Below are 24,260 nucleotides of genomic sequence, written 5' to 3'. Positions count from 1 at the left end.
GACCGTATTCCTATTTCACCAAGTCGCTACGCTTCACCAACAGGGCATTGAGCCACTTTTCATGATCACGCCCGGGGCGTAAATCACCGGTGATCCACGTTTGCTTTACCGTCAACAAGGTATCAACCAATAGCGCACCCAGCCCAACCTCATCCAAATTGGTAAATCGACGACCGTCTCGTTCCACTTCCTCTTTGCCATATTTGAACGAACAGTAAAAAAGACCTTCAGGTTTTAGTAAGGTTGCCAAATGCGCAAACGTAGCATGCAACTCATCGGCAGGAACATGTAGCAATGATGCACATGCCCAAATACCATCAAACGAAGCAGGCGGAGCGGTAAATGTTGAAAATGTTGCATGGTGCACCGACAAACCAGAATACTCGCTGGCCAACGCCACCATCGCATCACTGGCATCAAACGCAGTCACAGCAAAACCTTGGCCCACAAAATAATGGCTATCTCGACCAGAGCCACAACCTGCATCCAAAATCGCACCACCGAACGGCAATACGGGAAGAAATGCTGAATACAGCGATGACATATCAACATTCACCGTACCGTCAAAAAAAGCCTGTGCGTTCACACTGTAATAATTTGGCATATTCCAATGACTTCAATCAGTTATTTTATCTCGGCAGTATACTGACAAACCCGAATAAACAAAAAGGGACAGGCATTGCCTATCCCTTTGTCAGTATATAGAAGCAATATCAGCCAACTGCCCCAATATCAAAACACCAATATCGCGCCCCAGATGATCACCACCAGCACGAGGGCGACGAATACCGCGGCGGAGCCGATATCCTTGGCACGGCCGCTCAGCTCGTGATGCTCGGGGCCGATGCGATCCACCACCGCTTCGACGGCCGAGTTGATCAGCTCGACAATCACCACCAGAAACAGGCTGGCTATCATCAACAGCTGCTCGAGTAGAGTTACCGGCAGGAAGAAGGTCGCGGCGGTCATGACCACCAGCAGTACCGATTCCTGACGAAAGGCCGCCTCGTTCTGCCAGGCGGCGCGCAGCCCCTTCATGGAATAGCCGGTCGCATTGATAATTCGCCTAAGGCCGGTGGTACTGGGTTTCATGCTGTCTTCTCTTTCTTGGTATGTATCATCAATCAAAGCTGAATATATCAGCCCGATTCTGTGTACGCCGCATTTTATCAGTGCGTTGCGGCAGTGTCCGCATAGGCTGCGATCGTTTGCAGTCTATGCGGCTACGCTTGCCAGCTATTACTCACCCGTTTCGCAGCTGGCCAGAATATCCAACCCCGGTTGGTAGACATGGGTCTGCACCGCCATCATGCCAAGCAGGGTATGGAACAGGTTGTCTTGCGATACCTTATCCTGCTGCGCCTTGGCCTGCAGGCACTGGCGATCTATCCCGTGGCTTTGCTGGTAGGCAGGCGATAGCCACAAAATCAAAGGTACCCGCTTTTGTTCCCGTGGGGCGATGCCGTAGGGCAAACCGTGGAGGTAAACGCCGTCTTCACCCAACGACTCGCCGTGATCCGACAAATACAGCATCGCGGTCTCGTGCTCGGTGTCATTCTGCTTGAGCAGCGCCACCACCTGGCTCAACACGTAGTCGGTATACACTATGGTGTTGTCGTAGGTATTGAGCAGCGCCTCGCGGCTGCAATCCTGGATCTCGCTGGTATCGCAGGTTGGGGTGAACACCTTGAACTGCTCGGGATAGCGGCGGTAATAGGTCGGGCCGTGGCTGCCAATAAGGTGCAGCACTATCAGGGTATCCTGCTTGGCATTGGCAATTTTCTCGGCAAGGCCATCGAGCAACACGGCATCGTAACAAGTGCCGTCATGGCACAGGGTCGGATCGCTCTTGGGTGAAATCTCCATATGCTCCACCCGGTCGCACACCCCCTTGCAGCCACCGTCGTTGTCTTTCCAGCTAATATCCACCCCGGCATGCTTAAGAATATCCAGCACCCCCTCCTCATGGCGGGCGGCGGTGGCATTGTAGCTGTCATGGGTCATATCCGAGAACATGCAAGGCAAGGATACAGCCGTGGCGGTGCCGCACGAGGCCACGTGACGGAAACTCACCACATCCTCCTGTGACAGGCGCGGGTTGGTCTGGCGCGGGTAGCCATTGAGCGAATAGTTCATCGCCCGCGAGGTCTCGCCTACTACCAGCACCACCACATCGGGCTTGCCGCCCTCGGCAATAGCCATAGTGTGGGTATCGCGGGCATCGGTCCCCAACACCTTGAACGGCAAGTTCTGCTCATACAGGCGGTACTTGGCATAACGGAAACTGGCGCTGAGGTAGTTGGTCGGGTTGATCAGCGCCTTGATCTCGCTGTGGTTGCGCACCAGCGAGGCATAGTCTTTGTAGTAAAGCCCGGCAACCGCACCAACAACAACCACGACTGCCAGCAACATCGCCAGCTTCTGCCCGATAAGCCGGATGGCAGAAGAAGGGAAACGTACCTTCACCGCCACCAGCCACACCAGCGGCAACAGGGCCAGCGCACCAAACCACAGCAGCACCGACGGCGAAAGGTAGCTCGCAGCCTCGCTCTGGTTGGTCTCGAAGATATTGACGATCATGCCGTAGTTGAAATACTGGCCGTAGTTGACCATGGCGTAGGTGGCCAATGTCGACAGCACAATCAGCACCGCAGCCAGCGGCTTGTAGACAACAGGCCACAGCAGCAAGGTAAACAGTGCCACGCACAGCGCGGTGATAAGCAGCGGGATACTCAGCAAAAAGCCCCAGCTCAGGTTATCGGCCTGGGCCAGTATCGTCGTCAGGTGCTGCCACAGCGCCCAGTTCTGGAAAGAGGCAAAAAAGAAGGAGACCACCAGCACGAAGGCAAGGTGGCTGATACGGTGCTTCATAACGTCACCCATAGTTGAATCATTGTTGAATCCGATCACAGTTTTCTGATTTTTGCACAGCGTACAAAAAAATGTAAGAAAATGTGTCATTTTGAACTCAAAAAAGACCAGCCATACATAACCCAGCGGGGTAACGTCCCGGTCCATCGCCCAAAACCACTCGGTTACCTAGCTTTGTATCAATAATATGATCTCACTCCGCCCCAAGGGGACAAATGTCCTCCCTTTGTGCCTCGCTCCCTCTTTATAATCGCCGCCATACGACGTGGTTCACGGGCGCAACGACGACCCGTGAGCAATATAAGGATAATAATATGAATGTAGTGGTTCTGAACGGCCACCCTAACCTGGCCCAGTCAGTTGCCAACCGCACCATCTTGGCGGATCTGGCAGAGCAGACCAACTGGACGGTCAACCACGTTGCCGACTTCGACGGCAACATCGAGGCCGAGCAGGCACAGCTGCTCAACGCGGATGTGATCGTGGTGCAGTTCCCGCTGTACTGGAGCACCTATCCGGCGGTACTGAAAAAGTGGGTTGACGATGTCTTCACCTACGGTTTCGCCTTCGGCCCAGAGGGTAGCAAGATCAAGGGCAAGAAGGTGATCTTCTCGGTGACCGCCGGTGCAACCGAGGCCTCGTACAGCACAGAGGGGTTCAACTTCCTGCCGTTCGAACACTACCAAATTGCCTACGAGCACCCGTTCCGGGCTGCCGAAGTCAATATTGTTGATACCGTCATCACCTTTGAGATGAACGCCACACCGGAAGAAGGCGGCGACGAAGCCAACACGCTGGCACTGGCCCACCGCCATGCCGAGCGTGTCATGGCCGCCGTCAGCCAGTTCACGGAGGTCCACGCATGATCCAGTCTATGATCGGTATTGCCGTCCTTCTGCTTATCGGCTTCCTGTGCTCTGAAAACCGCCGCCAGATCAGCTGGCGTGCGGTCTCCGGCGCCTTCGGTATCATCCTATCGGTCGCCTTCTTCGTTCTGGCGACCGAAACCGGCGGCAACGTCCTGCTGGCTGTCTCCAACGCCGTCGGCAAGGTCTTCGCCTACGGTATCGAGGGGATCCGCTTCGTATTCGGTAGCCTGGTGAACTTCAGCGTCGAGGGGATCGGCTTTGTCTGGGCCCTGCAGGTACTGCCGCAAATCATCTTCACCGCCGCCCTGACCTCGCTCCTGTACTACCTCGGCATCATGCAGTGGTTCGTCCTGATCATCGGTGGCGGTCTGCAAAAGGTACTGGGTACATCGCGCGCCGAATCCATGAGCGCGGCGGGTAATATCGTACTGGGCCAGACCGAGGCCCCGCTGCTGGTCAAGCCGTACCACCACGTGCTGACCCGCGCCCAGATCTTCGCCATCATGGTGGGCGGCCTGTCGTCCATCGCGGGCTCTATCCTCGCCGGCCTTGCCGGGATGGGAGTGGATCTCAACTACCTGATCATGGCGTGTTTCATGTCGGCCCCGGCCGGTCTGATGTTTGCCAAGATGCTGGTGCCGGAAACCGAGCAGACCATCGACGAAGTACCTGAGCTGCCGGACGACGAGAAGCCAACCAGCTTCATCGACGCCATTGCCAAGGGCGCCATTGCCGGTATGAACATTGCGGCCATCGTCGGTGCGGTGATCATCGCCTGTATCGGCCTGATGGCGATGCTCAACGGCGGCCTGGGCGCCATCGGCGAGCTGATCGGGATCCCTGAGCTAACTGTCGACCTGATCCTCGGCACCCTGTTCGCCCCGATAGCCTGGCTGATCGGTATTCCTTGGGATGAAGCCATGACCGCAGGCTCGTTCCTCGGCCAGAAAATTGCCATGAACGAGTTCGTCGCCTTTGCCAACATGGGCAACGTTACGATGAGCCCACGTGCAACGGCCATCATGACCATCGCCCTGTGCGGCTTTGCCAACATCGGCTCGGTGGCCATGGTGTGCGGCGCCCTGAGCTCGATGATCCCGGCCCGTGCTGGTCTTATCGGCCAACTAGGCATGCGCGTCCTACTGGCGGCGACCCTCGCCAACCTGATGAACGCGGCCATCGTCGGCCTGTTCGTCTAACCCATCTCGCACCACCCCATCACGCGGCGGGCACCTGTACAGGTATTGCCCGCCGCGATCTATGAAATACAGAGTTACAAAGGTAATGTATGAGCAAACAGCCTCATCTTCTGGTCGAACCCCACCAAATCACAGCCAATGCCATCGTATGTGGCGAGCCCGATCGGGTTAACCGGATCGCCGAGCACCTCACCGAGGTCGAGTTCCTTGCCGAAAACCGCGAATTCCGCTTAATGCGCGGCAAATACAACCACACCTCCATTACCGTCTGCAGTACTGGGATCGGTGCCGCCTCGGCCCTGATCGCCCTCGAGGAGCTGCGCCAGTGCGGCGTGGAACGCATGGTGCGGGTCGGATCGGCCGGGGCCCTGCAACATGACATTGCCATCGGCGATCTGATCATCGCCGAAGCCGCGGTGCGCGACGAAGGCGGATCAAGCAGCTATGTCAGCCCGGCCTACCCGGCCAGTGCCGACACCCAGCTGCTGATCGGCCTGCATGAGTACTGCTCCGTCCACTCGCTGGACTTCCATGCCGGGGTGGTGCGCTCCCACGACAGCTTCTATACCGACGACGAAGCGCAGATCTGCCGCCACTGGCACCAGAAAGGCGTACTGGGCGCAGACATGGAAACCTCCGCCCTGCTCGCCGTCGGCCGCCTGCGCGGGCTCAAGGTCGCCTCGATCCTGGCCAATGTCGTGCGCTACGAGCAGGATGTCCAGCAGGGCGTGGCAGACTACGTGGCTGAATCTGCCGCCACCGCAAAAGCCGAGCGCCATGCCATCCTCGCGGCCCTCCACGCCCTTACCCGCTAGACCCGTCTCTCCAATGCGCCATCCTCGGGCGGTACACCCCGTGCCGCCCGCTGCTGCCAGAGCCTAACAAACCCTCCCTTGGCTACCTTAGGTTAACATCACCGCACAAACCGCTTCACAACAGCCAATTTAAAGTGATAAGTCCCACGTTCTTCGGATTCAGATCAAAATCCCCCTGAAAAATTATCTTAAGATGGTCTGATTAGGAGGAACACCATGACAACTATCAACCAAGACCGTCTGGTCCAACATTTCTTCGATCTCGTTAAGATCGACAGCGAGTCACGCAACGAGAAAGCCATTGCCGAGGCACTGGCCGAGCAACTTGGCGAGCTGGGCTTCGCCGTGGAAAAACTGCCGGTTCCCGAGGCAATCTCCAACGGCTTCAACATCTACGCCAAGCTCGAGGGCAAGCTGGAAGGCACCATCCTGCTGAGCTGCCACATGGACACCGTGACCCCGGGCAACGGCATCGAGCCAATCATCGAAGACGGCATCATCCGCTCCAAGGGCAATACCATCCTTGGCGGCGACGACAAGTCCGGCATTGCCGCGATCATGGAAGCGGTTCGCTGCATCCGTGCCGACGGCCGTGACCACCAGACTATCGAGCTGGCGTTCACCGTTCACGAAGAAGGCGGCCTGCAAGGCTCACAGCATTTCGACATGTCGAAAGTCACCGCCCACCAAGCGATGGTCTTCGATTCAGGCGGCCCTATCGGCACTATCATCACCACCGCGCCGGGCCAGCAGAACCTGAAAGTCACCATTACCGGCAAACCAGCCCACGCAGGCCTTGCCCCGGAAGAAGGGATCAACGCCCTGACCGTGGCCTCTGACGCCATCTGCCAAATGAAGCTGTCTCGCATCGACCACGAAACTACCGCCAACATCGGTGTGGTGAAGGGCGGCCAGGCAACCAATATCGTGATGCCAGAGCTGTACATCGAAGCCGAGGCCCGCTCGCTGGACGACAGCAAGCTGCAGGCACAGGTTGACCATATGGTCAGCACATTCGAAGCGGCAGCGGAAAAACACGGTGCCGAGATCAATATCATCTCCAAGCGCGCCTACAACGCCTACCGCATCGACGAGAACGATGCCCACATCGAGCGCATCAAGGCAGCCTTCGCCGCCAACGGCATCGACGCGTTCACCAAGTCAACCGGCGGCGGCAGCGACGCCAACATCTTCAACAGCAAGGGCCTGAAGACCGTCAACCTGTCTACCGGTATGGCCAAGGTGCACACCACCGAGGAATTCATCAAGATCGACGACATGGTGGCGATCTCGGGCTTCCTGTACACCTACCTGACCCGCTAGTACCTTGCGGCCGTCAAAATACAAAAAGGAGGGCTTCTGCCCTCCTTTTTTTGCGCTCAAAATTTGTCCAAACCCAGTCACCGCCTGCGGTTCTCCCGCCTCACCGCCTTCTGCGGACTCCCAAGCTGCACGCCCCTCACCTCAAGACATCCCTAAAAGGTATAGCTGAATTTTATTTCACGCCCGCGCCAACCTATACGCTCCCCCGATTTCAGTGTCACAATTTTGACCATTAAATAGGTTTAAACTATCAATATTGATATTTTGATTGATAGGCACACAAAAAATAACCATTTTTCACAAATGCAGATTAAAATCCAATAAAAACAAATAGATACAAGCAAGCCCAAGGAAAGGAGACAAGAATGACACAAATATCAAATAGGGTGTCAAGAGAGAAAAAGGTGATCTTAGTCCAATCATTCACCCCCTTGCTCTTAATTTAATTCTCGAATTTTGTGCCATTTTTTTCCCATCCTGAAAAAAACCGATATTCCTTTAACGAAACCAATCGCATTTTCTATACCAGCGAGATCCCCCCGCGAAGTTAATCAGTACAATGGGTATGACTTTTACGAATGCCATTTGCATCGTTTTATTATTTTCAGCAGGAAGCTTGTGAGATGGAATATTTAGAGAGAATCAAACGCCTGGCTAAAGTCCAGGGCATCAGCCAGAAACAACTCGGTGAAGCACTAGACCTACAACAAGGTACTATGAGCCGTAAGCTGTCTGGCAAATACGGTATTGAAGTTCGCGAACTGGAAAAGATCGCCGAAGCCCTCAATACATCTATCAGCTACCTGTTGACTGGCCAAGTGGATACCGGCACCCAAGCCACCACCACCATCAACAGCGCTGACAGCCAAGGTACAACCAGCACCTACATTCCGATCATCCACCGCAAAGACTTCGTGTCTTACAACAGCGGTGCGAGCGTCGATGTCGTGAGCAAGCGTGCAATTCCACAGCACCTGATCCGCGAAGAATGTCTGGGCCTGCTGGTCGATAACGAAAACATTGCCCAGTGTGCACCTGTAGGTAGCTACGCGCTAGCAACAAGAACTGCCGAATACCGTCCTAAGCAACCTGTGTTTGCTTCAGTACGCGGCAGCGAGCCAGACTTCTACCACATGACTCAATTGGCAGACGGCGTGGTGTTCTCCACTTCTCAACCAGATTTCCCGAATCTGTTTGTTAGCAACGGCGAATACCAGATCCACGGTTACATTATCCAGTCTGACTGGGCCTACGACCGTTAATCACCGCTGGCAAAACATAATACCTTCTGTACCTCGTGCAACGGCAGTATGACCCTATACTGCCGGTAGCGATCCCCAAGCATCTTTCGTTACCCTAATCTAAGATGCTTGGGCGCCTGCCTCCTCGTGCAACTCTCCCTGCGCTATCTTCCCCGCACTCGCCCACGTAGACATCCAACACTCATTCGGCTTACCGAATCACTTGCCGCTCTTTCATGGCCAAACCCGCATCGCTTTCGTCACCCAATCGGGTTTAGAATAATTGTTTCAGCCATAACCGGATCCCGATATGCAAACGATCATTGTCGCTTCGACCAACCCCGCCAAAATCGCAGCGGTCGACGCCGCATTCAAACAAGTATTTCCAGACACCGCCTTCCATATCGAAGGGATCAGTGCCGCAAGCGGCGTGCGCGACCAACCGATGTCAGCCGACGAAACCCTGCTCGGGGCCCGCAACCGGGTGGCCAATGCCCGCGCCCTCGCCCCAGAAGCCGACTACTATGTCGGGCTAGAAGCCGGGATCGACAACGACCTGACCTTCGCCTGGATGGTGATCGATAATGGCCAGCAGCGCGGCGAGGCCCGCTCGGCCTCATTGCCCCTGCCCCCAGCCGCCCTTGCCCGCTTGCATCAAGGCGAAGAATTGGGTGATGTGATGGATGCAATGTTCAACCAAACCAACATCAAGCAAAAAGGCGGAGCCATCGCCATGCTCACCAACCACCTGCTCAGCCGCAGTTCGGTATACCAGCAGGCCCTGATCCTCGCCCTGATCCCGTTTATCAACCCGGCGCTGTTCCCTACCGAACAGGCATAACGCCTACCCCAGATACAAAAATCCCCCGCCGATGACAGGGGATTTGCGTCTTTTGTTACCAAGCAAGGATCAAGGCTGAAGCTGCTTTGCCAGCATATCGGCCAACCAGCGCTTGGTCTCGTCGTCATGGTGTTTCAGCTCGTTGGAGCCACGGGTGATCGTCGCCACACCAACCCCAAGCAACTCACTGATCCTACGCTGGCTACGCTCACCGTTGAGTAACTCGTGCAAAATATTGACACGGGACAACAGCGACGAACGTTCATCGGGGGTCAGCAATAACCTCAGCAAGGTATCTTCTTTTTGTTCCGATGCCGCCTGGCGCAAAATATCTACTACCTGTTGCCAGTCAGTAAATTCCGGAGTTTCTTGAACAGTCGACATGTCATCCTCATTTGACGTACTCATTCACGATTACTAATTTTATCCCTTTCCACCATGAATAGTCCAAACTAATACTTCGTCGCCAACTCGTTCGGCTTAAGAAGCGGCACTTTCACACCAGTAAGGTTGCCGTAATACACCTCAAACATCAGGATGTTCTGGACATAGCCCCGCGTTTCATTGAACGGTATCGCCTCGATAAAGGCATAAGCGTCCAACCTGCCGTCTGTCTGTTCACGCCAGCGCGTCACCCGCGATGGCCCGGCATTATAGGCAGCGAAGGCAAAAATCCGGTTGTTGTCGTAACGCTCCAGCATCATCTTGAGGTAGCCGCTGCCAAGTCGGATATTGACCCCAGGATCAAACAAGCTGTCCTTACCCTGATAGTTACGCCCCAGCTTCTTGGCGGTCTCCCTCGCCGTCGCCGGCATCAACTGCATCAGGCCGCGAGCCCCAACCGGCGATCGCGCCTCGACGTTCATCGCACTCTCTTGGCGGGCAAGCGCCATCATGGTCGTCACCGGCAGATCGCGCTTCTTGCTGAAGAAGTCAAACCACCACTTGTGGGCCACCGGGAAGCGCAACGGGATATGATCCCACAACCGTCCCGAAATCGTCGCCTGTACCGCCAAATGGTGCCACTTGCTTGCCGAAGCATAACTTGCCAATGCTACTGCCTGCCTCTTATTGACATTTCGCAACAGATAATGCCATTCACGGTTAGCATCAAGAAACTTGTCCTGCGCCACCAGCTCCTTGATCCGAGCCAGGGTCGTACCAAACTGCTTTTTGACCTGCGCCGTATCGCTGGCTTTCTTGACCGGATAGGTGATCGGCTCACCCAACACCGTTGCCGCCGCCGCACTGTAAAAATTTCGGGTGCCTAATAACGCCCGGTACTGCTTGTCAGCGGCTTGTTGATCCCCAGCCATCGCAGCCAGCCGAGCCTGCCAGAAACGCCAACGTTCGGTCTGCTTGGCCTTGGCAGGTAAGCGCTTAACCCACAGCTCAACGCCTTTCCAATCATCCTCGCGCATTGACTGGCGAACCCGCCGCTCGAGCAAGGAGGTATTCTTGCTCTTTGCCAGTACCTTGTCGCGCCATTGCTGCAAACCCGCATCGTCGGTCGCCATCAACCGGCTGGCGGTATAATCAGCCAAAGCCTGACGCCGGGACGCCGTGAGGTGCTGCCCTTCGACCGTACGCGGATACTGCGAAACTGCCTCGCGGACATCACGCCGAACCAACCGCTTGTAGGCCTGCTCGGTCAACGACTGATTAAACGGCGTTACCTTGCTGCGCTTGGCAAAATCAGCCACGCCCTGCGGCTTGTCAAACAGATCCAGTACCGTATCGCCCGCCTTCTTGGCCTTGCTGCCACTTAGCTGCTTGTCGAGGTACTCGAGCAGGCTCTTGTTGCCCTTGCCGTACACCAGCAGCATCCGGTCAAGGATCAAACCATCGGTCCGCTTGCCGGCTTTCTCCCACTTCTCGAGCAGGGGATCACAGGCATCGTTGAGTGAATTGCCGGTCAGCCACAGTTTCCGGGTCCCGCTCCATGCCGTCGCCTCTTTGCCCAACTCGCTCTTGGCATAGTAGTAATGGCACTGCATCACCTGCCCCTTGGGCGGTCTCGGCTGCATTGCCACAAATTCGCGCCAACGCTGGCTGCTGGCCAGATAACTCAAATAGCGCGAGCGCACTGTCGTACTAAACGGCAGTGATTCATATTTATTAACAAAATCGTCGACCTGAGCCGGCGTTTTTTCAGACAAGCTCTGGTTAAACTGCCGATAATCGAGGTACGGCACCAACGGATAGCTATCAAGCTTGTTGCGAAGTACCTGATACGCATTGTTGTCTTTTTCCTCCAGCGCAGCCTGAGCCTGCTCGTACCACTCCCTTTGTTGCTCGATAGTCGCGGAATAGGCATAAGATCCAAACAAAATGCCCGCAAGACATGTAACTATGCGTATTTGACCAAATAACTTTTCAGGCACAACTTTACTCCACTTTGAAATTCCTGCTGTTTCAATCCCTTAAAAACCATCTATGGCACATTTTTGTACCACCAGCAAGCCGGGCTACTCCCCGGCCACCGTTGCCGCCGCCATTGTGCAGCACTTGATGGCTCCTTTCCAGCTTAGGAGCACCGCCGCCAACATGCCATTTCCCTTGTCAGTATTGCTAGCGACCTTGCATCCCCTTGTCACCACGGTGAACAGTTCAACCACCCAATTCGCGACCTAGCTCCACAGCCCTCTTACCCAGCACACTCTCTTACCATTTATTTTGCACATAGCTGTTAAACTTATGTCCAGAACAGGTAAAATACCCCTTTATTTGAATTTTAGAGATCGCAACGGCTATGGCTGAATACGTCTATACCATGTCGCGCGTGGGCAAAATCGTCCCACCAAAGCGCCAAATCCTAAAAGATATTTCATTGAGCTTCTTCCCGGGTGCCAAAATCGGTGTTTTGGGTCTGAACGGCTCGGGTAAATCGACCCTTCTACGCATCATGGCTGGTATCGATACCGATATCGAAGGTGAAGCGCGCCCGCAAACCGGCCTGAAAGTTGGCTACCTGCCACAGGAACCGGTACTGGACGAAGAGAAAACCGTTCGTGAAGTTGTCGAAGAATCTGTCGCTGACGTGAAATACGCTCTGACCCGCCTTGATGAAGTCTACGCGGCCTATGCCGAACCAGACGCTGACTTCGACAAGCTAGCCAAAGAGCAAGGCGAACTGGAAGCACTGATCGCCACCAAAGACGGCCACAACCTAGACATGCAGCTAGAGCGTGCCGCCGATGCCCTGCGCCTACCTGAGTGGGACGCGCAAGTGAAATTCCTGTCCGGTGGTGAGCGTCGCCGTGTGGCAATCTGTCGTCTGCTACTAGACAAGCCAGACATGCTGCTGCTTGACGAACCAACCAACCACCTGGATGCAGAATCCGTAGCATGGCTGGAACACTTCCTTGTTGATTACAGCGGTACTGTTGTGGCAATCACCCACGACCGTTACTTCCTAGACAACGCAGCTGGCTGGATCCTGGAACTTGACCGTGGTGAAGGTATTCCATGGGAAGGTAACTACACCTCATGGCTAGAGCAGAAAGACGCGCGTCTACAACAAGAAGCGTCTCAAGAGAGAGCTCGTCAGAAGACCATCGAGAAAGAACTTGAGTGGGTTCGCCAGAACCCTAAAGGTCGTCAGGCAAAATCGAAAGCGCGTATGGCTCGCTTCGAAGAGCTGAACACCACCGAACACCAGCGCCGTAACGAGACCAACGAACTGTTCATCCCGCCAGGTGAGCGTTTGGGCGACAAGGTTATCGAAGTACAGAACCTGACCAAGTCGTTTGGTGACCGCGTACTGATCGACGATTTGTCATTCAGCGTGCCTAAGGGTGCGATCGTCGGCATCATCGGTGCCAACGGTGCGGGTAAATCGACCCTGTTCAAGATGCTGAGCGGCGCAGAGCAGCCTGATTCAGGCACCATCGAACTGGGCGACACTGTGAAGCTGGCGTCTGTGGATCAGTTCCGCGACAGCATGAACGACAACAACACGGTATACCAGGAGATCTCGGAAGGTGCGGATATCATCCGTATCAACAACTTCGAGCTTCAGGCCCGTGCCTACGTGTCTCGCTTCAACTTCAAGGGCAGCGACCAGCAGAAGCGCATCGGCGAACTGTCTGGCGGTGAGCGCAACCGTGTTCACCTAGCGAAGCTGCTTAAAGCGGGCGGCAACGTATTGCTACTCGATGAACCGACCAACGACCTGGACGTAGAAACCCTACGTGCACTGGAAGAAGCACTGCTTGAATTCCCTGGCTGTGCCATGGTGATCTCGCACGACCGTTGGTTCCTTGACCGTGTTGCAACCCACATCCTTGACTACCGTGACGAAGGTCAGGTTAACTTCTTCGAAGGTAACTACACCGAGTACACTGACTGGTTGAAGAAAACGCTGGGTGCACAGGCTGCCGAGCCACACCGCATCAAGTACAAGCGTATCGCCAAGTAATCTTGCGACATGCCGGCGTCGGGCAAACCCTGCGCCAACAAAAAACCGGGCTTGGCCCGGTTTTTTTATAGCTGGAAATCCAACCGCCATGTATCAGACAGGGTTGCAGATCCGGTCGAACGCCGACAGCGCCTCCTGCAGATCTTCCACCGCAATAATTTCGATCCCCGGCACCTGACGGCTGGCGTTGGCCTTGGGGATAATCGCGCGGGTAAAGCCCTGCTTGGCCGCTTCGCGAATACGCTCGATACCATTGGCGGCCGGGCGGATATCGGCATTAAGACCGATTTCACCGAACACCAGCACATCCTGCGGGATCGGTGCGTTCTTGAAGCTGGAGAAAATCGCCAGCAGCACCGCGAGATCCGCCGAGGTCTCCTCAATTTTGATCCCGCCGACACAGTTGACGAAGATATCCATGTCCGACAGCATGATCCCGCCGTGGCGGGCCAATACTGCAATCGACATCGCCAGACGGTTCGAGTCATAGCCCACTGTCAAACGGCGCGGGTTCTCGGTCACCGAGCTATTGCACAAGGCCTGAATCTCCACCAACAACGGGCGCGTCCCCTCCCAGAGGGTGGTACAGGCCGAACCGGCATGGTTCTTGTTGGAGCGGCTGAGGAAGATCGCCGACGGGTTCTTAACCTGCTTCATCCCGGTTTCGGTCATGGCAAAGAAGCACGACTCGGAATCGGCACCGAAACGGTTCTTCGAGGTACGCAGCACCCGGAACTTCTCATCCGAGGTCGACGACAGCGAGAACAGGCCATCGACAATGTGGATCAGCTGCATCGGGCCAGCCACATTCGAGTCCTTGTTGATATGGCCGACAATCATGAAGGTCACCCCTTCAGTCTTGGCAAAACGGGTCAACGCCGCTGCCGACTCCTTGACCTGACTCGGACTGCCCGCCGCCGAATCGTTGTGGGCCACGGTCATTGTCTGGATCGAGTCGATAATCACAAACTCGGCCTTCTGCGCCGTGACATGAGCCAGGATCTGCTCCACCGAGGTTTCCGCCACCACGCTGATATTGTCGAGGTTTGGCGTACCCAAGCGCTTGGCGCGCTGAGAGATCTGGTGGATAGATTCCTCGCCGGACACATACAGCGATGACTTGGTCGCCGCCACCGAACCGATGCTCTGCAATAGCAGGGTCGACTTACCCGCGCCCGGATCACCGCACAGCAACAGCACCGAGCCCGGCACGATACCGCCACCGAACACCCGGTCAAGCTCGCTGACACCCGAACTGTAGCGCGGCAGATCCTTGCTCTCAACTTCCGACAGCTTCTGAACCTGAGTCGTCCCACCCGCGTAACTGCTGGCTGCGGCAGCGCCGCCCCCTACTGCCGCACGGGTCTTGGGGATCGTGAACTCAGTGATCGTGTTCCATGCCGCACATGCGCTACATTGTCCCTGCCAGCGCGGAAAATCAGCGCCGCAATCACTACACACATAGGCACGTTTGGTTTTCGCCATGTTTCAACCTTACATCATATAAACCGAACGTATTGCGCCACAAAATCGACGTAATACAAAAAACTCAACGCAAAAAGATGACATACTCAGCTTTTGCGGCAAAATAACGATATTAAACGAAATACCTGCGAACAAAAGAACAATGTTGCCTGACGAATACAAAGGACTGCTCGAGCAGTTGATCCCGGTTTACGACAGCGAAGACTTCGAAAACATCTTCCTGCAGATGGCTGCCGACCTAGACGGCCCGACCCGGCTCAAAATAAAAATGGAACTCCACCGGATCATGGCCCTCAACCACAAAGCCGTCGACCTACGCGGCCGGGTCAAAGGGGAATGTCGGCCATACCAACTCCACGGCAAGCAACACTGGCTTGATGATGTCGCCATCAACATCTACCAGAACCGGATCGGTATATTCGGCGGGAGATTCAGGGTCGGCCTCTACGAAGAGCTGCACAATACCCGCAACAACTTTCGGGTCCTGCACCAGAACGGCGAGCTCTACCCGACCGAAACCGAAATCGCAGCCAGTGACGATCCGCAGTTCGATGCGACCCTGATCCGTTTCGGCCACTACCTAAGCCGCAACGAAAACCGGCTGCAAATCGCCACTCAGGCCGTACTCTCCCTGCCGTTCGGCCAAGTGGTCAACGCAACCACCAGCGATATTTCCTATTCCGGTGCCAAGTTCAAGGTCCCTGCGTCCTTCAACTACCAGCTGGGCATGGATATCCACGTCAGCTACCCAGATCTCGCGCGCCAGATCCAGGCCCCGAAGCTCAACGACAACACCCTGTGCTACCGGATCATCGGCCTTGAAGACAACAACGACTGCGCCAGCAACAAATGGCTACGGGTCAGGTTGCTCGGCCACGAAGGGATCATCAAAGACGCCATCAACAGCTACCTCAACCAAACCGCCAACCGCGCCAAGCAGAACCATAACGACAAGGTCCTGCAGGCCCGCACCCGCGGCTACGAGCACTGCTACCTTAAACACAGTGCCGGGTTGCCGCTGTTTTTCTCGGGCAACACCTTGGAATATGCCCTGCTCACCCAGCACAACCGCCCTATCTGGCAATACTGGCACGACGAGCGCCACCAGCCGGTGATCAACCAGCTGTTCTCTCCCGAGCGACTGGCCAACCTCGCCCGCCCCGGCATGACATATTCCTCAACCCTGCTCTACAGCTTCGGCCACGAGTACAACAACCGCAGCTATTTCTATTCCGCCGCCCTGTCGGAGCTGGACAGCGACGAGCGCGAATTGTTCTGGTACCTCGGTGCCCAGCGCAGCAGCTGGCGGGTCTACCGCCTGACCTTGCAGGCCGTGATGCCGGACGATATCGAGCAGCTCAAACACCTCGCCCCCGACATGGTCGAGCAGATCAAGACGCTGACCCATATCGGCCTACTGCAAGATCTCAGCAACCCTGAGTCCCAGCAGGACTACCGGATGGGCAACCGCCCAAGGCTCCCACCAAGCGCCCTCAACCGGTTCCGTCACCAACGCAACCCGGTTGCCAGTGCCAAGGGGGTCTTTTTCGATCCCAAGCCGCAGCGCAGCGAAGAGCGCTTCCTTTATGGTACTCCGATCACCCTGCGCAGCGACACCCAGCAGATCGCCGGGCGGAGTATCGACTTTTCCTCGCGCGGCCTGAACATCCAGCTCAAGGAACCGGCCATGCTGCGCCGGGGCGACACCGTCGCTATCAGCTTCCCCCGATTGCAGACGATCAACAAGCAGTTTCCGCTCAGCGAGATCCCGTACCAGATCATGCGCATCAGCCCGGATCAGCTCAACATCCGGCTGCAAACCGGGGACGGCCGGATCGCCAAGAGCGGCGAGAGCTTCCTGCGCAAGCTGATCAAGCACAATGAGCTGAAACTGGTTGTCAGCGAAGAGCGCCTGCCACGCGGCGAGCTCCTGCTGGCCATGCACCGGATGCTATTGCGTCGCCTCAACAGCGTGCCCTATTTCACCGAGAAGGTGGATCACAAAATCCGGCTCAAGGCGATCGGCAGTAATACCCCGTTCCCCGAAATCATCAAACTGTTCCAGCCGCTCAACGACGGGGATAGCTATAGTCTCAAGTCACTGTTCCGTAATCGGATCAAAACCATGCTGACGGAAACCATGCGCCCCGTAGAAGTGCATACGCCGTTCAGCCACGATCTCTACTGCTACGCGCGCTACCGCGACGGCAAACTGATTGAAACCCAAAGCAAACTGCACAGGGAATTTGCCGACAATGATGCCCGGATCAAATTTATCCGCCAAGCGCAGGAAAACGGCATATTTATGGCGCTGAAGATCACAGCAGTACCGGTACACAGCCCGATGACCGCCCTGATCAGTCAGGAAATCGGTGAGCTGGCACGGTTGACGATGCACCGTGCCAAAACGTTGGAGTCTGAGCTCAGCGAGCTCGTTGGGTGCGGCGAGATCATTGATATCACCGATGAGGTTCTGCTGCGCCTAGGCGCTAATTAACATTTAATTTAGCTTAACCAGACCAACCCAGTTGCTGGGGAACCAGCGATGCCGAGAGGATGCAGACCAAACCGCCCAAATCGGCAAAGCGGATCGCCACCGGTGACTCAGCTTCCACCCGTGGCTTGGCGTGATAGGCCACGCCAAGCCCCGCGGCGTGGATCATGGCCAAGTCATTGGCACCGTCACCAATAGCCACCGTGTTGTGCGGGGCTATATCGAGCTGCGATGCTAGATTGCGTAGGATCGATGCCTTGGCCTGGGCGTCAACAATCTCGCCCTCTACGTTGCCGGTCAGCTTACCATCTTCGATCCCAAGGGTGTTGGAGCGTGCCTCGACCAACCCAAGCTCGTCGCGCAGGTAGTCGGAAAAATAGGTAAACCCCCCCGATGCAATCGCCAGTTTCCAGCCCCGAGCCTGCAACGTTACCACCATCTCGCGAAGCTCTGGCATCATCGGCAACCGCTCGCGAACCTCGGCCAGAATGGCTTCGTCGGCCCCTTTCAACGCCGCGACCCGTTCACGCAGACTTTGGGCAAAATCCAACTCGCCCTGCATCGCCCGCTCGGTCACTGCTGATACCTGCTCGCCCACGCCTGCCAATGCGGCAATTTCATCGATGCACTCAATCTCGATAGCCGTCGAGTCCATATCCATCACCACCAACCCCGGCTCGCGCAAGTCCGGCGCATCTCGCAAATCTGCGATATCAAGCTGCTGTGAGACAACACCCTGCTCAAGCTGCAAATCATAGGGATTGGCCACCAGCAAACAGTCGTAGCGGCCAACTTTCCATGCCGCCACAATCTGCAACGGCTCACCGGTTACCCGTTCAACCGCCGTCAAGGCCGCCGGTTGAATTGCCTTACCGTAAATCAAGGTCGTCGCCCGATACCGCTCACGATTATCCGCAGCAACGACCTCGGGGAATCGCGCCAGCAATGTGGTATGTTTCCTAATTTTCAGCACCTGTAAACCATCCGTGTTCTTCTCCGTATAGGCTATACGTTAACCTATATGTCCAAGTGACCTCAAGATGCGTGTTTAAGCAACAAAGGATTGCCTCTCATCACGCCAAACCCCAGTACCATCGTTCACAGTACGCCGATTAGCCGATTTATTCTTTGCTTACGCCCAAATAGCCGCCATAATGCCAAGAGCTTTACCCTAGAGACCTAATTTTGTACCCAATGGAGTGCCGCCGCACTGGGCAAGACAATGAAAGTAAAAAAATCCCGATTTATCAAAGCCTGGCAGCTATTCGTTCTCTTTGGCTGCTTGGCGGCCGTGCTAACCATGCTGGAATACGGCGCTGATCTTACCAAGCGCAACTATCAGGCGCTGAGCGACCAAACCCAACAGCTATCGCGAATGGCAGTGCGGCTAGCCGCAGAAACGGCCGCACCGAATATCGTCGAGAAAAACCAAGAACAGCTCCAGCAACTGGTCGAGCAGCTCACCGACGAACCGCTGATCCTCGATGCCACCCTCTACGAGCTGGAAGGGGCAACGATTGCCAGAAGCCAAAACGCGCTACCACTGGAAATGATCACCGGCCTGTCCACCCCGCTCTCTATCGCCAGCCAAGGCCGCCAACAGCTGGTCGAGCCGGTCATGACCGAGCATCAGGTCGTGGGCTTTTTGCGAATTACCCTAGAGCATGACAAACTGCTCGCGGCTACCATCAGCCGAATCGACTATGTCACCAACGTGATCCGGGCCATGATTATCAGCGCACTGATGATCGGCTTCCTGCTGGCCTTCACCTTCGGCCGCCGCAAGGACATCTGGCACTTCCCGTTCCTGCTCACGGCCAATACCAAAGACTAGCCAGCGGCATACCGCATCTCCGGTATAAATGACAGACATAAAAAAAGCTTGGGTTGCCCCAAGCTTTTTTTTTCGCCGTCAAATTCGCGTATCAATTACGCGTTTTTGTCGCCTAGCAGAACAGACTCAAGCGCGATTTCGATCATCTCGTTGAACGTCAGCTGACGCTCTTCAGAAGTTGTCGCTTCGCCGCGCAGGATGTGGTCAGACACAGTACAGATAGTCAGGGCTTTCGCACCGAACTCAGCCGCAAGGCCGTAGATACCCGCCGCTTCCATCTCAACACCAACGATGCCGTACTTCTTCATAGTCTGGAAGAAATCGAAATCTGGGTTGTAGAACAGGTCAGCAGAGAAGATGTTGCCAACTTTAACGTCAACACCTTTCGCCTTCGCCGCTTCAACTGCGTTCTGAACCATATCGTAATCAGCCAGTGCCGCGAAATCGTGGTCACCGAAACGGATACGGTTTACTTTAGAGTCAGTAGAAGCACCCATACCGATAACAACATCACGCAGGTTCACATCGTCGCGTACCGCGCCACAGCTACCAACACGGATGATTTTCTTCACGCCGTAGTCTTTGATCAACTCAGTCGCGTAGATAGAGCATGATGGGATACCCATACCGTGGCCCATTACAGAGATCTTGCGACCCTTGTAAGTACCGGTGTAACCGAACATGTTACGAACGTTACAAACTTCTTTGGCATCGTCTAGGAAAGTCTCAGCGATGTACTTGGCGCGAAGTGGGTCGCCCGGCATCAGTACTACGTCTGCGAAATCGCCCATTTCAGCGTTAATGTGAGGAGTTGCCATCGTTAATTCCTTAATAGTTATGTTGGTATAGCACTGAATGATTTTACCAACATCAATGTCAATTAGTCTCTTGTTGGCTGCTTCAATCTAGCACAAATATAGACCGAAACAGCCAATCTGAAGGCTTTACAGCAAGCAAATTACAAGAATGACTTACCGTATTCCATATCAGTGATACCGAAGTGCGCTGCTAGCGACTGACCGATATCGGCAAACGTACCCAAACGACCCAGTGAGCCCGGCTTCACCTTAGGACCAGCAACCAGAACAGGGATATGCTCACGGGTGTGGTCTGTGCCCGGCCATGTTGGATCACAACCGTGGTCGGCAGTGATAACCAGCACGTCATCTTCTTTTAGCAGAGCCAAAATCTCTGGCAGGCGCGCATCGAAGTACTCAAGCGCAGCCGCGTAACCAGCAACGTCACGGCGGTGGCCGTATGCTGAGTCGAAGTCAACGAAGTTGGTGAACACGATAGTGTTGTCGCCCGCTTCCTTGATCTGCTCCAGTGTCGCCTCGAACAATGCAGGGATACCGGTTGCCTTCACCTTCTTGGTGATACCGCAGCCAGCATAGATATCAGAGATCTTACCGATAGACACAACGTTGCCGTTCTTCTCTTCTACCAGCTTCTGCAGCACAGTCGGTGCTGGCGGCTCGATAGACAGGTCACGACGGTTGCCGGTACGCTCGAACTGGCCCTTGCCAGCGCCGATGAACGGACGAGCGATAACACGGCCGATGTTGTAGTCTTCCAGCTCTTCGCGCACGATCTGGCACAGCTCAAGCAGGTTGTCCAAACCGTAAGTTTCCTCATGGCAGGCAATCTGGAATACCGAGTCGGCAGAGGTGTAGAAAATCGGCTTGCCGGTCTTCATGTGCTCTTCGCCAAGATCGTCAAGTACCTGAGTACCCGATGCATGGCAGTTACCTAGGTAACCCGGCAGCTTGGCACGCTCTACGATGCGGTCCAACAGCTCCTGTGGGAAGCTGTTGCTGTGGTCAGTAAAGTAACCCCAGTCAAACAGTACAGGTACACCAGCAATTTCCCAGTGACCAGACGGAGTATCCTTGCCCGATGACAGCTCTTTGGCATGGCCGAATGCACCGTTGAACTCAACGCCCTGCTCCAACCCTTCTGGGAAGTAGCCCGATGACTCCTCACACGCCTTGCCCAAACCCAGTTTGTTCAGGTTAGGTAGCTTCAGTGCGCCGCTGCGGTTGCCGTTGTCGGCTTCGCCGCGGGCACAGGCTTCAGCGATGTGGCCAAGGGTGTTTGCACCCACATCACCAAATTTGTCGGCGTCTTCCGTTGCGCCAATACCAAATGAGTCCAGTACCAGAATAATCGAACGTTTCATCGGGATCTCCCTTAACAATCTTCTAGACGAATACGGCGGTAGACAACCGGAGTCGGCTCTGGTTGGGTATCGGCAATCGTAATCGCTGCACGTACCGCTTTCGCAGCCTCTTCCCACTGCGCTTCGTTGCGCGCGTGGATCACAGCCAGCGGCTTGTCTGCGCTGTCGCCAAGGCGAATCATGTCGCTTAGGCCCACAGCGTAATCAATCTTGTCGCTTGGTACACGGCGGCCACCGCCCATACCTACCACAGCCATGCCTAGGGCACGGGTGTCCATCGCGTAAACGTAACCTTCTTGCTGCTCGGCATATACCGGCTTGGCAATTTCAGCCGTTTCCAAGTAGTTGTCGTAGTTTGCCATAAAGTCAGCCGGGCCACCCAAGCCAGCAACCATCTTGCCGAAGCATTCTGCTGCCTTACCGCTGTCCAGACCTTCCTGAAGCTTAACCATTGCCTGATCAAGATCTTCTGCCAAACCACTGTTTATCAACATTTCAGCACACAATGCCATAGTCACGTCAAATAGACGAGGGTTACGGTATTCACCGGTCAGGAATTGCACGGCTTCGCGAACTTCGAGTGCATTACCAGCAGTTGATGCCAACACCTGGTTCATGTCTGTCAGCAAAGCTGTGGTCTTAGTGCCTGCACCATTGGCTACCGCAACAATAGACTTGGCCAGCTCTTCAGATGCCTCGTAAGTCGGCATGAATGCGCCAGAGCCAACCTTCACGTCCATCACTAGCGAGCCAAGACCGGCAGCCAGCTTCTTAGACAGGATAGAAGCGGTGATAAGAGAGATATTATCAACCGTCGCCGTTACGTCGCGAGTCGCATAAACACGCTTGTCAGCTGGAGCCAAGTCGCCAGTCTGGCCGATAATCGCCACGCCTGCGTCCTTGGTCACCTGACCGAATACTTCGTTGCTCGGGGTGATGTCGTAGCCAGGGATCGCTTCAAGCTTGTCCAGCGTACCACCCGTGTGGCCAAGGCCACGACCAGAAATCATCGGAACGTAACCGCCACATGCCGCCACCATTGGGCCAAGCATCAGGGACGTCACGTCGCCCACGCCGCCTGTCGAGTGCTTGTCGACAATCGGACCATCGAAATTCATGTGGCTCCAGTCGATAACCATGCCAGAATCACGCATCGCACAAGTCAGGGCAACACGCTCGTCCATAGTCATGTCATTGAAGAAAATCGCCATTGCGAAAGCGGCAATCTGGCCTTCCGATACGGTATCTTTGGCAACGCCCTGGATGAAGAAGTTGATTTCGTCAGCAGTCAGTTCGATGTTGTCACGTTTCTTGCGGATAATTTCTTGTGGTAAATACATGGTATTCCCCGTTTTTCATTCTGTAGGGTGGTGAGACGCTTTACCCTGGCAACTCAGTTACATCGGGCCTTTCAGTGATTCTCAGGCATAAGGGTGCCGTCCCATTGCGTTGCGCCGCAGCAGGCAAGAACCAAACAGTAAAGCATCACGGGTATTGGGTCGGTCAAAAGACCTAAAAACAAGGTGGCCTGAGCCACCCTGTCGAGAAAAGATTAGTAGCCGCCTTCAGCCGCTTTTTCGCCTTCGCCCAGCGTGTGAAGCAGGTTAGCTAGCAGGCTAGAAGCACCGAAGCGGTAGTGCATGTTGTCTGCCCACTCAGCGCCTAGGATACGGTCAGCCATATCTAGGTACTGCTGTGCGTCTTCAGCGGTACGTACACCACCTGCAGGCTTGAAGCCAACAGTCTTAGCTACGCCCATGTCGTTGATCACGTTCAGCATGATCTCAGCGTATTCTGGTGTTGCGTTTACTGGCACTTTACCAGTAGAAGTCTTGATGAAGTCAGCGCCAGCTTTGATTGATAGCTCAGAAGCTTTCTTGATCAGCTCTTCAGTCTTCAGCTCGCCAGTTTCGATGATCACTTTCAGCAATACATCGCCACACGCTGCTTTACACTGCTTAACTAGCTCGAAACCAACTTCTTCGTTGCCAGCCATTAGCGCACGGTATGGGAATACCACGTCAACTTCGTCTGCACCGTAAGCTACAGCGGCTTTTGTTTCAGCTACTGCGATTTCGATGTCGTCGTTACCGTGAGGGAAGTTAGTCACAGTCGCAATGCGAACTTCTGGCGTACCCTGCTCGCACAGCTGCTTCTTAGCAACTGGGATGAAACGTGGGTAAATACAGATAGCTGCTGTGTTGCCTACAGGCGTCTTAGCGTTCTTACAAAGCTCGATCACTTTCGCATCAGTGTCATCATCGTTAAGCGTTGTAAGGTCCATTAGTTTAAGTGCACGCAGTGCAGCAGCTTTTAAATCGCTCATGACTTTCTCCAGTCCAGTTAATTTCTACCAAGCTTATACTCGGCCCGCCCTTCCAATCCGGAAATATGCAGCGTCGCCAAAGTATGCGAAAACTGTTCCATACGTCTGGTTGCAGTTTCTTGTGCCACCACCAAACGGCCCGCAACGCGAACAGTTTTCCCGACTCTCTACCGAGAGTTGCGGGGTTTACGGACTTGCTCCCTGAAGACTCAGGCCACCAACGCGAGTTCGGTATCCTGATTGCTTTCCCTGTCACCGTGCAAACCAAGCCAAACCTGATCTGCCGAAGGTTGCCCAGCGATATATGCTGCCTCTCGCAACATGAATAATACCCACTGAAACAACACGAATCTGTTTGTGATG

General features: G+C 55.1%; 21 protein-coding genes. 10 read left to right on the top strand and 11 right to left on the bottom strand.

Features of this window, described 5'->3' with window-relative positions; translation table 11 throughout:
* Nucleotides 1-10 precede the first annotated feature (10 nt).
* The 3 genes from ABT56_RS15205 to eptA all read right to left on the bottom strand — a co-directional run bounded on the left by ABT56_RS15205 (nucleotide 11) and on the right by eptA (nucleotide 2,883).
* A complete protein-coding gene (locus ABT56_RS15205) occupies nucleotides 11-604 on the bottom strand; it encodes a class I SAM-dependent methyltransferase (RefSeq protein ID WP_047879737.1) in 594 nt (197 codons plus the stop codon).
* 128 nt (nucleotides 605-732) lie between these two features.
* Nucleotides 733-1,092: a diacylglycerol kinase gene (locus ABT56_RS15200; protein ID WP_047879736.1), complete on the bottom strand. Its 360-nt coding sequence runs from the start codon at nucleotides 1,090-1,092 to the stop codon at nucleotides 733-735.
* A gap of 147 nt (nucleotides 1,093-1,239) precedes the next feature.
* On the bottom strand, nucleotides 1,240-2,883 hold the full coding sequence (gene eptA / locus ABT56_RS15195) for a phosphoethanolamine transferase EptA (RefSeq protein ID WP_240478325.1): 1,644 nt from the start codon (nucleotides 2,881-2,883) through the stop codon (nucleotides 1,240-1,242).
* A 203-nt stretch (nucleotides 2,884-3,086) separates the two neighbouring features.
* Here eptA and ABT56_RS15190 point away from each other — a divergent pair, with 203 nt between their 5' ends.
* From ABT56_RS15190 to yjjX, 6 genes are all read left to right on the top strand, one after another.
* Nucleotides 3,087-3,737, top strand: coding sequence for an NAD(P)H-dependent oxidoreductase (locus tag ABT56_RS15190; protein WP_240478324.1), 651 nt, complete (start codon nucleotides 3,087-3,089; stop codon nucleotides 3,735-3,737).
* Complete coding sequence (locus tag ABT56_RS15185; protein ID WP_047879734.1) at nucleotides 3,734-4,939, top strand: NupC/NupG family nucleoside CNT transporter; 1,206 nt, start codon at nucleotides 3,734-3,736, stop codon at nucleotides 4,937-4,939. Before ABT56_RS15190 ends, ABT56_RS15185 begins: the two co-directional genes overlap by 4 nt.
* A gap of 89 nt (nucleotides 4,940-5,028) precedes the next feature.
* Nucleotides 5,029-5,754, top strand: coding sequence for a nucleoside phosphorylase (locus ABT56_RS15180; RefSeq protein WP_047879733.1), 726 nt, complete (start codon nucleotides 5,029-5,031; stop codon nucleotides 5,752-5,754).
* 216 nt (nucleotides 5,755-5,970) lie between these two features.
* Nucleotides 5,971-7,077 (top strand): M20/M25/M40 family metallo-hydrolase, encoded by a 1,107-nt coding sequence (locus ABT56_RS15175; protein ID WP_047879732.1) that lies wholly within the window; start codon nucleotides 5,971-5,973, stop codon nucleotides 7,075-7,077.
* Nucleotides 7,078-7,700: 623 nt separating this feature from the next.
* Nucleotides 7,701-8,339, top strand: a complete 639-nt coding sequence (locus ABT56_RS15170) for a helix-turn-helix domain-containing protein (protein ID WP_047879731.1) — start codon at nucleotides 7,701-7,703, stop codon at nucleotides 8,337-8,339.
* 289 nt (nucleotides 8,340-8,628) lie between these two features.
* Entirely contained in the window at nucleotides 8,629-9,159 is a 531-nt protein-coding gene (yjjX, locus tag ABT56_RS15165) for an inosine/xanthosine triphosphatase (protein WP_047879730.1), read from the top strand.
* Between the two features lie 69 nt (nucleotides 9,160-9,228).
* Here the strand turns inward: yjjX and trpR are convergent, their stop codons facing one another.
* Nucleotides 9,229-9,543: a trp operon repressor gene (gene trpR / locus ABT56_RS15160; protein WP_047879729.1), complete on the bottom strand. Its 315-nt coding sequence runs from the start codon at nucleotides 9,541-9,543 to the stop codon at nucleotides 9,229-9,231.
* Nucleotides 9,544-9,611: 68 nt separating this feature from the next.
* Complete coding sequence (gene sltY / locus ABT56_RS15155; protein ID WP_047879728.1) at nucleotides 9,612-11,543, bottom strand: murein transglycosylase; 1,932 nt, start codon at nucleotides 11,541-11,543, stop codon at nucleotides 9,612-9,614.
* Between the two features lie 52 nt (nucleotides 11,544-11,595).
* Between sltY and ABT56_RS15150 the strand changes: the two genes are divergently transcribed.
* Both ABT56_RS15150 and ettA read left to right on the top strand, forming a co-directional pair.
* Nucleotides 11,596-11,793, top strand: a complete 198-nt coding sequence (locus ABT56_RS15150) for a hypothetical protein (RefSeq protein WP_047879727.1) — start codon at nucleotides 11,596-11,598, stop codon at nucleotides 11,791-11,793.
* A 118-nt stretch (nucleotides 11,794-11,911) separates the two neighbouring features.
* A complete protein-coding gene (ettA, locus tag ABT56_RS15145; protein WP_047879726.1) occupies nucleotides 11,912-13,579 on the top strand; it encodes an energy-dependent translational throttle protein EttA in 1,668 nt (555 codons plus the stop codon).
* A gap of 93 nt (nucleotides 13,580-13,672) precedes the next feature.
* Here the strand turns inward: ettA and radA are convergent, their stop codons facing one another.
* A complete protein-coding gene (gene radA, locus ABT56_RS15140) occupies nucleotides 13,673-15,064 on the bottom strand; it encodes a DNA repair protein RadA (RefSeq protein ID WP_047879725.1) in 1,392 nt (463 codons plus the stop codon).
* A 142-nt stretch (nucleotides 15,065-15,206) separates the two neighbouring features.
* Here radA and ABT56_RS15135 point away from each other — a divergent pair, with 142 nt between their 5' ends.
* Nucleotides 15,207-17,561, top strand: a complete 2,355-nt coding sequence (locus ABT56_RS15135) for a PilZ domain-containing protein (RefSeq protein ID WP_047879724.1) — start codon at nucleotides 15,207-15,209, stop codon at nucleotides 17,559-17,561.
* A 13-nt stretch (nucleotides 17,562-17,574) separates the two neighbouring features.
* On the opposite strand, the gene serB is transcribed toward ABT56_RS15135, so the two are convergent.
* Nucleotides 17,575-18,531, bottom strand: a complete 957-nt coding sequence (serB, locus tag ABT56_RS15130) for a phosphoserine phosphatase (RefSeq protein ID WP_084722310.1) — start codon at nucleotides 18,529-18,531, stop codon at nucleotides 17,575-17,577.
* Nucleotides 18,532-18,780: 249 nt separating this feature from the next.
* Between serB and ABT56_RS15125 the strand changes: the two genes are divergently transcribed.
* A complete protein-coding gene (locus tag ABT56_RS15125) occupies nucleotides 18,781-19,392 on the top strand; it encodes a YtjB family periplasmic protein (protein ID WP_047879722.1) in 612 nt (203 codons plus the stop codon).
* 95 nt (nucleotides 19,393-19,487) lie between these two features.
* Here ABT56_RS15125 and deoD read toward each other — a convergent pair whose 3' ends face one another.
* From deoD to deoC, 4 genes are all read right to left on the bottom strand, one after another.
* Entirely contained in the window at nucleotides 19,488-20,210 is a 723-nt protein-coding gene (deoD, locus tag ABT56_RS15120) for a purine-nucleoside phosphorylase (RefSeq protein ID WP_047879721.1), read from the bottom strand.
* Nucleotides 20,211-20,350: 140 nt separating this feature from the next.
* Nucleotides 20,351-21,571: a phosphopentomutase gene (locus ABT56_RS15115; protein ID WP_047879720.1), complete on the bottom strand. Its 1,221-nt coding sequence runs from the start codon at nucleotides 21,569-21,571 to the stop codon at nucleotides 20,351-20,353.
* Nucleotides 21,572-21,582: 11 nt separating this feature from the next.
* Nucleotides 21,583-22,911, bottom strand: a complete 1,329-nt coding sequence (deoA, locus tag ABT56_RS15110) for a thymidine phosphorylase (protein ID WP_047879719.1) — start codon at nucleotides 22,909-22,911, stop codon at nucleotides 21,583-21,585.
* A 212-nt stretch (nucleotides 22,912-23,123) separates the two neighbouring features.
* Nucleotides 23,124-23,897, bottom strand: coding sequence for a deoxyribose-phosphate aldolase (gene deoC / locus ABT56_RS15105; protein ID WP_047879718.1), 774 nt, complete (start codon nucleotides 23,895-23,897; stop codon nucleotides 23,124-23,126).
* Between the last annotated feature and the right edge of the window lie 363 nt (nucleotides 23,898-24,260).

The sequence above is a fragment of the Photobacterium aquae genome (genome assembly GCF_001029445.1).
Lineage (GTDB): Bacteria > Pseudomonadota > Gammaproteobacteria > Enterobacterales > Vibrionaceae > Photobacterium > Photobacterium aquae.
This window is presented reverse-complemented; position numbering and strand designations above follow the sequence as displayed.